The 11,605-nt window shown below is 53.3% G+C and carries 10 protein-coding genes; 2 read left to right on the forward strand and 8 right to left on the reverse strand.

Annotated features, from left to right (window positions below; genetic code table 11):
* The first annotated feature begins 294 nt into the window (after nt 1-294).
* Nucleotides 295-1,107: a hypothetical protein gene (locus WKK33_RS08585; protein WP_337933384.1), complete on the forward strand. Its 813-nt coding sequence runs from the start codon at nt 295-297 to the stop codon at nt 1,105-1,107.
* Between the two features lie 209 nt (nt 1,108-1,316).
* Entirely contained in the window at nt 1,317-1,811 is a 495-nt protein-coding gene (locus tag WKK33_RS08590) for a 3'-5' exonuclease (RefSeq protein ID WP_287769295.1), read from the forward strand.
* Nucleotides 1,812-2,031: 220 nt separating this feature from the next.
* Here WKK33_RS08590 and WKK33_RS08595 read toward each other — a convergent pair whose 3' ends face one another.
* From WKK33_RS08595 to WKK33_RS08630, 8 genes are all read right to left on the reverse strand, one after another.
* Nucleotides 2,032-2,484, reverse strand: a complete 453-nt coding sequence (locus WKK33_RS08595) for a DUF4293 domain-containing protein (protein WP_287769294.1) — start codon at nt 2,482-2,484, stop codon at nt 2,032-2,034.
* A complete protein-coding gene (locus WKK33_RS08600; RefSeq protein ID WP_215758698.1) occupies nt 2,481-2,822 on the reverse strand; it encodes a DNA-directed RNA polymerase subunit omega in 342 nt (113 codons plus the stop codon). Before WKK33_RS08600 ends, WKK33_RS08595 begins: the two co-directional genes overlap by 4 nt.
* Before the next feature lie 52 nt (nt 2,823-2,874).
* Nucleotides 2,875-3,711 (reverse strand): outer membrane protein assembly factor BamD, encoded by an 837-nt coding sequence (gene bamD, locus WKK33_RS08605; RefSeq protein ID WP_287769293.1) that lies wholly within the window; start codon nt 3,709-3,711, stop codon nt 2,875-2,877.
* A gap of 766 nt (nt 3,712-4,477) precedes the next feature.
* Nucleotides 4,478-5,539, reverse strand: a complete 1,062-nt coding sequence (gene leuB / locus WKK33_RS08610; RefSeq protein WP_215758701.1) for a 3-isopropylmalate dehydrogenase — start codon at nt 5,537-5,539, stop codon at nt 4,478-4,480.
* Nucleotides 5,540-5,554: 15 nt separating this feature from the next.
* On the reverse strand, nt 5,555-7,168 hold the full coding sequence (locus WKK33_RS08615) for an alpha-isopropylmalate synthase regulatory domain-containing protein (protein WP_337933387.1): 1,614 nt from the start codon (nt 7,166-7,168) through the stop codon (nt 5,555-5,557).
* On the reverse strand, nt 7,165-7,755 hold the full coding sequence (gene leuD / locus WKK33_RS08620) for a 3-isopropylmalate dehydratase small subunit (RefSeq protein ID WP_337933388.1): 591 nt from the start codon (nt 7,753-7,755) through the stop codon (nt 7,165-7,167). Before leuD ends, WKK33_RS08615 begins: the two co-directional genes overlap by 4 nt.
* A 115-nt stretch (nt 7,756-7,870) precedes the next feature.
* On the reverse strand, nt 7,871-9,271 hold the full coding sequence (gene leuC, locus WKK33_RS08625) for a 3-isopropylmalate dehydratase large subunit (protein WP_337933390.1): 1,401 nt from the start codon (nt 9,269-9,271) through the stop codon (nt 7,871-7,873).
* A gap of 22 nt (nt 9,272-9,293) precedes the next feature.
* A complete protein-coding gene (locus WKK33_RS08630) occupies nt 9,294-10,793 on the reverse strand; it encodes a 2-isopropylmalate synthase (protein ID WP_215758706.1) in 1,500 nt (499 codons plus the stop codon).
* Nucleotides 10,794-11,605: the final 812 nt, after the last annotated feature.

Consider the following 11,605-nt stretch of genomic DNA (forward strand, 5'->3'; position numbering starts at 1 on the left):
GCTGTATATTTCAATCGCGGATTAAGGTGCAAGGCTATCGCTGAATAGTTACCTTGCGGGGATTTTTTGTTAAATCGACTTAACAAAACACGATGCTACACGCTTTTTCTATTATCTTTGTAAAAGTGCGTGTTTGCATGACGTGATACCAGGGTTGTTTCATGTTATGTTGCGCTGCCATGATTGCAACCCGCTGATAATCTTGCTAAAATGACGATGCAACGACATCGCCTTGACTCAATAATTTAAGGAAACCACAAACAACATTTGTAACACATTAATCTTAACTACATCATGAAAAAAGGATTTTTAGCCATCGCTGCAGCTGCTGCCCTTGTGCTGAGCAGTTGCGGAGACACCAAAAAGAACGCAGAGGCTGCCGCTGGTGCCGCCGATCAGGCCGCTGCCGTAGAAACTGTTGATACCGCCGCTCTCAGCGACGATACCAATGCAGCCATCGCTACGCTGACCGCTCAGGTGGAGCAGGCTGTGAAGAATAAGGATCCGAAGGTCCTCATCACCTCACTCGCAACGTTGCAGGCTACCTACAAGGCCCTTGTCAATGCCGGTCAATTGGATGAGGCCAAGGCCTACGGCCAGTCGATCAAGAATTTCCTGACAGAAAATGCCGAGAGCATCAAGGCTGTGACAGATGGCAATACCACCATAGCCGACTTGGTGAATGGCATAAAGAACCTGCCTACCACCGCAGAGACCACTGCTGAGCAGGCCAAGCAAGCCGTGACCGACGACGCTGTGAACCTTGCCGCTCCTTATATCCAGAAGGCTGCTCAGACTGCCGCTACCGTTGAGGCTGCGAAGGCTGCCTTGCAGAGCGCTCCCGAGGCCGCTAAGAAGATTGTGGAGAATGTGCCCGAGGCTGCCAAGGAAGCAGCCAAGACTGCCGCCACAAAGGCTGTGAACAACGCCAAGGCTGCCGCAGAGAAGAAAGCCAATGAAGAGGTAACCAAGGCGCAGAACAAGGCCAATGAGAAGGTGAACGAGGCAAGGGAGAAGGCAGCCGAAAAGGTGAAAGAAGGACAGAAGAAACTCAACGACAAGGTGAACGAGGCTGCTCACAATGCTTTGAAGAACCTTGGCAAGTAATCGTCGTGTAAGGCGATATCTCATGTCGCCCTGCTAACCTAAGCGTTGGTGGGGCTATTTGAACCTAAAATGGGCATATGGCCGAAATGGGAATATAACGAGTTTGTTATTGTTTCTTTTCAACCCTTGTCAGTGTTTCTTCCGGCATCGCGCTTCCATTCGCGTTTTGGCATAATGGGATATGCCCTATCATTTAACCCATACAATCGATGAAAGATTTTGCAGCCATAGATTTTGAGACGGCCAACCAGTACCGCAGTAGCGTTTGCAGTGTGGGAGTGGTGATTGTAAGAAACGGCGAGGTGGCCGAGAAGTTCTACAGCCTTATCTACCCTCGCCCAGATTTCTTCACCTATTGGACCACCCAGGTGCATGGTTTGACCATGCTCGATGTGGAGGATGCACGTCCGTTTCCCGATGTGTGGCAGGTTATCGCCCCTAAATTGGAAGGCTTACCCTTGGTGGCCCACAACAGTCCGTTCGATGAGAGTTGCTTGAAGGCTGTATTTAAGGAATATGGCATGGACTACCCCAACTATGAGTTCCATTGTACCTGTCGTGCCTCACGTCGGCAGTTGGCAGGCATATTGCCCAATCACCAGTTGCAAACCGTAGCTCGCTATTGTGGCTACGATCTCACCAACCACCACCACGCCTTGGCCGATGCGGAAGCCTGCGCTGTCATAGCGCTCCACTTGCTCTGAACGGAAATCTCTGTTTTATGCCAACGTTTGATAGGTTGCGAATGCTATTGTTGACGCAGATGGCTTTGCTTATTTAGTTTGCGCCCACTTGCCGTAAGTACATTTGCGTCAAAAAACAATAGCCCGAACTCTCAGGGTTCGGGCTATCCTTCATAACGGTTGTTTTAATATTTTGTGCAAAGAGTTATTGCTTTGCAATGAGCTTGGCGCTTCCGCTCGTTTAGCGAATGCGGTCCATGCTCTTCACGAGACGGTCATCGGCCTTGATGCCACGATGAGCCATCATCAGCAGAATGATGGCGATGAGCGGGAGGCAAGCGCCGAATGCCACATGGAATGTGGCACCGTCGACAGGCAGAGCCACGAAAGCGCAGTAAGCATAGTAAGCATACCACAACAGGCAGAGCACTACGCTCACCATGCACAAACGCATTTGCAGAGCGCGGCGCTTGAACATAAACACGGTGACGAGCGACAATGCCGCTGTAATCACCAGGTCGGCAAGCAACAATGGGTAGGCCGTGAAATTCTCTCCTTGGTACAGGCCCAGGTTAAACAACTTGGCCGAAACACCCATTCCCTGAGGCTCCACACTACCAATAGGCATGGCCAGGCAGCTTATGAGCACAGCCACAGCCAACATCAGGTAGAGGGTTTGAATGCGCTGAATCATTGTGCCTCTTCCTCTTGGTTGTCCTGTGAGGGATCGCGCCAATAGATGTTGCCCTCAATAAACTCCTGGGTAGCCAGCAGCGTGGGTTTCGGCAACTTCTCGTAGTAGCGGCTGATCTCGATCTGCTCACGGTTTTCGAACACCTCGTCCAACGAATCGTTGTAAGAAGCAAACTCCTGCAACTTCTTGTTCAGGTCTTGCTTAATCTCCACACCGATTTGGTTGGCGCGCTTGCCGATGATGGCCACGCTCTCATAGATGTTACCAGTGCTCTTCCACAACTCGGGAAGCTCGCGAGTCTCGGTGTTTACCGGAGCTTTTGACTTCTTATAATCCATATCTGATTGAAAAATATTGATTTTTAATATTGCTAATTCTGATGGTTGACGCTTACTCGTCGACGACCGTACTGGTCACCTTCTTGCATTTGTTCACATACTCCTCGGCCAATTTACGCGACTTGGAGTCGGGGTATTCGTTGATGAATCCGTAAGCCTCGTCTTCCGCATTTTGGAATCGTTCCACGCGTTTTTCCTCTACGCTCTGCTTGGCCAGTTCATACTTGCTCTTCATGATGAGCAACGCAAAGTCCTCGCGTTTGCTTGAGTAGGGGTAGTCTTTCAGGGCGTTCTCTGAGGTGACGATGCATGCCTCGTAGTTGTTTCCACCCTCGGTGCAGTTTCCGAAGTAGGTGCCAAGGTTGTAATAGAGCTGGGCAGAGTAGAGTTCCTTCTCCACCAATTTATCTTGCAATGCGAACAAGCGGCTTTGAGCCTGCTCCTTCATCTGGGCGTCTGGATAGAGGTCCAGGTAGTCTTGGAAGGCAGCGATGGCCTTAACGGTTTCTGTTTGGTCCAGGCGCGCCTCGGGAGTGCACATGTACAGGCTCTGTCCGGCATAGTAGGACGCCATCTCGGCATATACGCCACGCGGGTACGTTTTTACGTAGCGCTTGAACGTTTCGGAAGCCGTCTCGTAGTCGCGGTTGCAAAATTCGGCCATGGCCAACATGTATAGGCTCTCCTGAGCATCGGTTGTACCCTTCAGCTGGGTGATAACCTCTTGCAAGATGGTAGTGGCGCGTTGGTACTTGCCATTGGCGAAGCACTCCTTGGCGTACTCGTATTTGTAATGGTAATCGGGGGTTCTATATACCTGATTGAATTCCCTTGCGCAGCTGCTCAAGAGCAACAGGATGGTAAAAGCTACGAGAATGATCTTCTTCATGTTCTGCATTTTGGAATGCAAAAATACAACTATTTCATGGATTTGCCAAGGAGCACTCGCCATTTTTAGCAAAAAATAGGATTTGGTAAGCCCAAATTGCAGTTTTCGCACACAATATTGGCCAAAAGAGCCCTAATGTCAGTGGTTTAGAGCGTTCATGCATGTCCAGTTGCAAGTTTGTGAACGTTAAGATAACCCTTGTTTGATGGCATAGACGATGAGTTGGAACGATGCCAATGTGCGAGCCTTCCTTTTGCAACTCGGAAGGTAGAAATTAGCCAACAACCTATAGACGAATCTACACACTTCTTTTCTACGAGCGAATGTTTGGCTGCAAATACGCGATTCTCGGCGTATTTTTGTAACCTGCTAACAATCAGTGCCTTGTGAATTTTGCGTAGTGCTTACCACTCCGTATTTCGCATCAAGTATTGCGATAGATGCCTAACCGAGGTGCCAAACATGCCCGATCGAGTCTCGAAAGACGGTCGATCGAGGGACGAAACATGCCTTTCCGCAACTCGGAACATGCCTAATCGCAGGAGCTTGCCTCTCGCATGGCGATAAAATCTCATAAAAATGGCGTTTCGGCTCGCCAGATTGTCGGAAATCGTCGACAAACTTTTTGACCAAAAAACATTACATGGTCAAGAGCACCGAGTGCTTGCGCGAATCATCAAAGAAGGGAATCGTTCGCTTCCATGGCCCTGTGGGTGATGAAAACGGTCGATTCCCCATCGCTATACAGTGAGCGTGTGGCCTGATGTTAGTGACTTGCCACGTAGTTGGTAATCCATTGGCCCACCTCTGTGGTGCCGTAATGATTACCGCCTTCAACCTGAATTTCGGGTGTGCGGATGTTCTGCAGCAAACTCTCGTTGCATGCCTCGCGGATGAGTGCGCCTTCGGCCTTCAGACCAAAGTGCTCGAGCATCATGGCGGCTGAGAGGATCTGTGCCAGCGGGTTGGCAAGGTTCTTGCCGGCTGCCTGTGGCCATGATCCGTGCACCGGTTCGAAGAGCGGCGTGTGGTCGCCCAGTGAGGCCGACGGTTGCAGGCCCATAGAGCCCGTGATGGCACTCGTCTCGTCGGTGAGGATGTCGCCAAACGTGTTCTCGGTGACAATGACATCGAAGAAGCGCGGGTCGGTAAGCACGCGCATCGAGCAGTTGTCGATAAACATATAGTCGGTCTGCACGTCGGGGTATTGGGGCTCCATTTCCTTCGCAATCTGTCGCCACAGGCGTGAGCTTGCCAGAACATTGGCCTTGTCGACCACCGTGAGGTGGTGGTTGCGGCGCTGTGCCGTTTCGAAGGCCACCTTCAGGATGCGCTCAATCTCGGGGCGCGAGTACACGTCGGTGTCGTAAGCGCGGTCGTTGTCTTGATACTTTTCGCCGAAGTACATGCCACCTGTGAGCTCACGAATCACCATGAAATCGGCACCCTTGATGATGCTCTCCTTCAGTGGCGACATGTGGAGCAGGCAGTCGAACGTGGCCACGGGGCGCACGTTGGCAAACAAGCCAAGTTTCTTGCGCATGGCCAGCAAGCCGGTCTCGGGGCGCACCTTCAGTGTGGGATCGTTGTCGAAACGCGGGTCGCCCACAGCGGCGAAGAGCACAGCGTCGGCGTCCATACACGTCTTAAACGTGTCGTCGGGGAATGGGTCTCCGCAAACGTCGATGGCATGTGCGCCACAGATGGCCTCGTGATAGACAAACTCGTGTCCAAACTTCTTGGCAATGGCGTCGAGCACATGGATGGCTTGCGGCATGATCTCTGGTCCGATGCCGTCGCCGGGTAATACTGCGATATTCAGTTTCATGATTTCTTATGTGTTTTATATTTGTTCTTTGGATTGTTGTGGAGCGTGGATTGAGCCTCCTTCCCTCAGTTTTTCTTCCTCGTCTTCCACGATATTGAGCATCTTGAACGTGGCTTTGATGGCAGCCTCCGTCTGGTCGGCGTCGAGTCCGTGGGTGCGAATGACGCGTCCTCCGTCGCATTGCCATGTAATGATGGTCTGCACCAATGCGTCGGTGTGGCCTCCGGGCGGAATGGTCACGGTGTAGTTGGCCAATCGTGGGAAGGTGCGGTTGAGGTTCTCCTTATACACCTTGCGCAAGGCTTTCACAAAGGCGTCGTACTGACCGTCGCCGGTAGCGTCGGCCGTATATTCCTCACCGTTGATTTCCACCTTCAGGCTGGCGATGGGTTTCAGCCCATACGACGTGGAGACCATGTAGCTGAGGAGCTTCACCCGTTCCACGGGTGTGTTGTGCTTCAGCACGTCGGCAATGATGTAAGGCAGGTCGTCTTGGGTCACCATCTCCTTACGGTCGCCCAGTTCGGTGATGCGCCGTGTTACGCGTCGTGTCTGTTCGGGTGTCAGTTCCAAGCCCAGTTCCTCCAGGTTCATCTCAATGTTTGCCTTGCCCGAGTTTTTGCCGAGTGCGTATTCGCGCTTGCGGCCAAAGCGTGAGGGCACGAGGTCGTTGCTGTAAAGCTTGTCCTTGTTGTCGCCATCGGCGTGAACACCCGCCACCTGCGTGAAGACATTGCTTCCCACGATGGGTTGGTTGGCCGATATGGCGATGCCGCTGTAGCCTTCCACCAAGCGACTAATCTGGTTGAGTTTGCTCTCGTTGATTGACGTCTTGGCGTGGAAATGGTCCTTCAGGATGGCTTGCACGCTGGCCAGCGGTGCGTTGCCGCATCGTTCGCCCAGGCCGTTCACCGTGACATGCACGCCCTGGCAACCGCTCAATACGGCGGCGAGCGTGTTCGACACCGCCAGGTCGTAATCGTTGTGGGCGTGGAAATCGAATCGCTTGTCGGGGTAGCGACGGTGCATCTTGCGCACATATTCCACACACTGCAGCGGGTTCATGATGCCCAATGTGTCGGGTAGCATGAAGCGTTGGATGGGCGTGTCCTTCAGGCGGTCCATCATTTGGTACACATATTCGGGCGAATCCTTCATGCCCGAGCTCCAGTCCTCCAGATAGATGTTGACCCGCAGGCCCTGCTGTTCGGCATAGTCGAGCGAGTGGAGGATGTCGGCCAAATGTTCCTCTGGCGACTTGTGCAACTGGTGTTGGCAATGTTTCAGCGAGCCTTTCACCAACAGGTTGATGACGCGGCAGCCGCAACCTTTGATCCAGTCGATCGACAGTTTGCCGTCGACGAAGCCCAACACCTCGATGCGGTCGATGTAACCCTCGCGCTGGGCGTAGTTGCAGATGCGTGTCACGGCCTCGCGTTCGCCCTCGGAAACACGTGCCGAGGCCACCTCTATGCGGTCGACGTTGACATCATGGAGCAGCGACCGGGCGATGATGAGCTTCTCGTGGGGCAGAAAACTGACGCCGCTGGTCTGTTCACCGTCGCGCAACGTAGAGTCCATAATTTCGATCTGCGGACCGAAAAGCGTTTTTGCTCCTATATCCATCATGCGCGTTGCTTTTCAAAAGCCTCCACCTTGTCGCGGTTGGCAACGAGGAAATCCACGTCGTCGAGGCCGTTCATCAGGCAGTGCTTCTTATAACCGTTGATGTCGAAATGTTCCGAATGGCCCGTAGTAAGGTTGGTCACCGTTTGGTTAGGAAGGTCCACGCGCACCTGAGTGCCATGGTCTTTGTCGATGGATGAGAACAGTTCGCTCAGAAACTGCTCGCTCACCACCACCGGAAGCACGAAGTTGTTGAGCTCGTTGTTCTTGTGGATGTCGGCGAAGAAACTGCTGATAACCACCCTGAAACCATAGCCGGCGATGGCCCATGCGGCATGTTCGCGCGACGATCCTGAGCCGAAATTCTTGCCGGCTACGAGGATAACGCCCGAATAAGAAGGGTCGTTGAGCACAAAATCGCTCTTCAAACTGCCGTCCTTATTGTATCTCCAGTCGCGGAAAAGGTTGTCGCCGAAGCCTTCCTTGTCGGTAGCCTTCAGGAAGCGGGCGGGTATGATTTGGTCGGTATCCACATTCTCCAAGGGGAGGGGAATGCAGGATGATGTGATGACATCAAATTTCTGTTTCATCGTTGTGTGTTGTCTTTGTGTGATTATTCGCGTTCAGCGGATGGGCGTGGGTGGCCCATGCTGCGGTTGTTGGCTATCCGCCGGGATGCCCGTTGGCCGATGCCGCTGCGCGTTGTTATGCCTGAAGAAACTCGCGAGGGTCGCTGATGCGGCCCGTGATGGCGGCTGCGGCTGCCACAAGGGGCGAAGCCAGCACCGTGCGTGCGCCCGGTCCCTGACGGCCCTCGAAGTTGCGGTTCGATGTGGAGACGCTGTATTTGCCAGCTGGCACCTTGTCGTCGTTCATGGCCAAGCATGCCGAGCAGCCCGGTTGGCGTATGGCGAACCCTGCTGCCTCCAGTTGCTTGTCGAGTCCTTCCTCCTGAATCTGCTTCAGGACGGCCCATGAGCCCGGCACCAGCCATGCCACCACGTTGGGTGCTTTCTTATGGCCCTTGACCACAGAGGCGAAGGCGCGGAAGTCCTCTATGCGTCCGTTGGTGCACGCTCCGAGGAACACGTAGTCGATGGGGTGCCCCAAGAGGCGCTCGTCAGGCTCGAATCCCATGTAGCGCAGGCTCTTGAGGAACGAAGCCTGCTCGCTTTCGGCTACCTCGTCGAGTGTGGGAACTGATCCTGTGATGGCGATGCCCATTCCGGGGTTGGTGCCGTAGGTGATGCGAGGCTCGATGTCGGCTCCGTCGAAAGCCAATTCACAGTCGAACACGGCGTCGTCGCCCGAGCGCAGCTGGCGCCATTGGGCCACGGCCTTGTCCCACGCCTCGCCCTTGGGGGCGTACTTGCGGCCCTTCAGGTAGGCGAAGGTTGTTTCGTCGGGCGCGATGAATCCGCCGCGCGCACCCATCTCTATGGAGAGGTTGCAGAGCGTCAGTCGGCCCTCCATGCTCATGTTCTCAACCACAGGTCCGGCGTATTCCACGAAGTAGCCCGTGGCTCCCGAGGTGGAGAGTTGGGCCATGAGGTAGAGCGCCACGTCCTTGGCCGTTACGCCAGGCTGCAGGGCGCCGTTGATGGTGATGCGCATGCTCTTTGGCTTCTGTTGCAGAATACACTGCGAGGCCAGAACCATTTCGACCTCAGAGGTGCCGATGCCGAATGCCACAGCGCCCACGGCACCGTGGGTAGAGGTGTGCGAGTCGCCACAAACGATGGTCATGCCGGGCAGCGAAAGACCCGTCTCGGGTCCCACCACGTGGATGACGCCGTTCTCGGGCGTGTTCTTTTTGAATTCCGTCAGGCCAAACTCGGCGCAGTTCTTGTCGAGTGTCTCCACTTGGTGGCGGCCCACGGGGTCGAGTTCAGGCGATCCTTGGTCGTGCGTCATGATGTTGTGGTCGGGCATGCAGAACACCTGTTGCGGTCTGAATACCTGTAGATGGCGGCGGCGTAAGCCGTCGAAGGCCTGAGGCGATGTCACCTCGTGACAATACAGTCGGTCGATGTAGAGTTGCGTGGGGCCTTCTTCCACGACCTGTACTACATGGCTATCCCAAATCTTATCAAATAATGTATTCATAACATAAAAACCTTTCGCTATCTTATTTCCTAAACTTGTTGATACAATCGATGTATGCCTCGACCGACGCTGTTACGATGTCGGTGTTGGCTCCGAAGCCATAGTAGACGCTTCCGGCGTATTCCACTTGCATATGAACCTTTCCGACGTCGTCCGATCCCTTCGAGATGGCCTGAATGGTAAACTCCTTCAGTGTCATCTGCTTGCGGATGATGCGCTTCAGGGCCTTGATGGCGGCGTCGACCGGACCGTTTCCAGAACTGCTCTCCTCAAACTTCTGGCCGGCGATGTCGAGGCCCACGCTGGCTACGCTCTTCACGCCCTTGCCCGTGGTGACCTGCAGATAGTCGAGCTTCACGCTGTGGCTGGCCGCCGTGTCGGCACCTGCGAGCATGAGGATGTCGTCGTCGTTGATCTCTTTTTTCTTGTCGGCCAATTCGAGGAAGGCCTTATAGAGCTTGTCGAGCTTGGCCTCGTCGCGAACGTCCACGCCGTTCACCTCTAGGCGATAACGCAGCGCCGCGCGTCCCGAACGTGCCGTAAGCACGATGGCATTGTTGTCGAGACCAATGTCCTTTGGGTCGATGATCTCGTAGGTCTGCACGTTCTTCAGCACGCCATCCTGGTGGATGCCGCTCGAATGGGCAAAGGCGTTGCGGCCCACAATGGCCTTGTTGGGCTGCACGGGCATGTTCATCAGCGAACTGACCATGCGCGAAACGGGGTAAATCTTCTGCGTGTTGATGTTGGTGTCGATGTTGATGCCCTTGTGGCACTTTAGAATCATGGCAATCTCCTCGAGCGATGTGTTGCCGGCTCGCTCGCCGATGCCGTTGATGGTTACCTCCACTTGTCGTGCTCCGTTGAGCACACCCTCGAGCGTGTTGGCTGTTGCCATGCCGAGGTCGTTGTGGCAGTGGGTTGAGATGATGGCCTTGTCGATGTTCGACACGTGCTCCATGAGGTATTTAATTTTGGCGCCAAACTCGCTCGGCAGGCAGTAGCCGGTGGTGTCGGGAATGTTTACCACGGTGGCTCCGGCGGCGATAACTGCCTCGACGACACGTGCCAGGTATTCGTTGTCGGTACGTCCGGCGTCCTCGGCGTAGAACTCCACATCCTCCACATACTTCTTGGCGTAAGCCGTGGCACGCACGGCGCGCTCCAGAATCTCATCTCGGTTTGAGTTGAACTTATACTTAATGTGGTAGTCGGATGTGCCTATGCCGGTGTGTATGCGCTTGTGTTTGGCATACTGCAGCGACTCGGCGGCCACGTCGATGTCCTTCTCCACGGCGCGGGTCAGTGCGCAAATGGTGGGCCATGTTACCGCTTTCGATATTTCCATAACCGAGTTGTAGTCGCCTGGCGAAGAGATGGGGAAGCCGGCCTCAATGACATCGACACCCAATAGCTCAAGTTGCTTGGCTACCTGAATCTTCTCTACTGTGTTCAACTGGCATCCAGGCACCTGTTCGCCATCGCGAAGGGTGGTGTCGAAAATAAAAAGTCTGTCGCTCATAATTTATTATTTTACTTCGTTTGGGTTCTTTATTGTGTTTGTGTTCGCTCGTGTTTGCGCTCCTATTCGTCAGAACCTGTGTTTGTGTTCGTCTGATTTTGTTCTTCCATACGTCAGAACTTGTGTTTGCGTTCGTTCGAGAGCATGTTCGTTTTAGTTTGTTGTTTTGTTTGTTTCTGTCCTTCCAACTACGAAAAAAGGCCTTCCCACTAATGGAAGTGGAAAGGCCTTGTATTCGTCATATTGCTCACATGCATATACACGCTCTCTCACTTCCGACTGTTTGACGAAGTCGAATACCGAGTAGAATGCTAATAATGCTAATGAACTGGATGGTCATACTTTGTTCTCTTTTTGTTTTATGTGAGCGCAAAGGTAATCATTTCGTTGCTAACAAACAAATAAATTGCAAGAAAAGTTGGTAGTTTTATTGCAAACAATAACCAAACCTTGGGTTTTAGAACGATAATGATACTTTGTCGATGTCTTTCAACTCGTAACACTTTTCCCGCCTAAGCAGCCCAAAGTCAGTGGTTTGGCGTGTGACTCAAGCCCCTTGTGGCATGCTTTAGGCGTGCTCCTTCTTATCTATAATGGCCCTCCATAACAAATAAAAGCCCGGCGTTTCCATGATCGGAACGCCGGGCAATATGTTGCGTAAAGCTATTCGTTGAATAGAGATTGAACAGCGAATCTTCTTCGTGAGCGCATGTTTTCACCTCTGTAAGCGCCCCTTTCTATCTTCGCAATGGCATCGTTTGTCTTTTCCTGATTTCACTTGTCAGTTTTTACCCTGGTTTACTATAATGCTT

This window comes from Hallella sp. (assembly GCF_037460745.1).
Taxonomy (GTDB): Bacteria; Bacteroidota; Bacteroidia; order Bacteroidales; family Bacteroidaceae; genus Prevotella; species Prevotella faecis.

Excerpts from the sequence above, each read along its gene's own strand:
- WKK33_RS08585 (WP_337933384.1), top strand. The coding sequence starts at position 295 with ATGAAAAAAGGATTTTTAGCCATCGCTGCAGCTGCTGCCCTTGTGCTG.
- WKK33_RS08615 (WP_337933387.1), bottom strand. The coding sequence starts at position 7,168 with ATGATGGATATAGGAGCAAAAACGCTTTTCGGTCCGCAGATCGAAATT.
- WKK33_RS08595 (WP_287769294.1), bottom strand. The coding sequence starts at position 2,484 with ATGATTCAGCGCATTCAAACCCTCTACCTGATGTTGGCTGTGGCTGTG.
- bamD (WP_287769293.1), bottom strand. The coding sequence starts at position 3,711 with ATGAAGAAGATCATTCTCGTAGCTTTTACCATCCTGTTGCTCTTGAGC.
- WKK33_RS08590 (WP_287769295.1), top strand. The coding sequence starts at position 1,317 with ATGAAAGATTTTGCAGCCATAGATTTTGAGACGGCCAACCAGTACCGC.
- leuD (WP_337933388.1), bottom strand. The coding sequence starts at position 7,755 with ATGAAACAGAAATTTGATGTCATCACATCATCCTGCATTCCCCTCCCC.
- WKK33_RS08600 (WP_215758698.1), bottom strand. The coding sequence starts at position 2,822 with ATGGATTATAAGAAGTCAAAAGCTCCGGTAAACACCGAGACTCGCGAG.
- leuC (WP_337933390.1), bottom strand. The coding sequence starts at position 9,271 with ATGAATACATTATTTGATAAGATTTGGGATAGCCATGTAGTACAGGTC.
- WKK33_RS08630 (WP_215758706.1), bottom strand. The coding sequence starts at position 10,793 with ATGAGCGACAGACTTTTTATTTTCGACACCACCCTTCGCGATGGCGAA.
- leuB (WP_215758701.1), bottom strand. The coding sequence starts at position 5,539 with ATGAAACTGAATATCGCAGTATTACCCGGCGACGGCATCGGACCAGAG.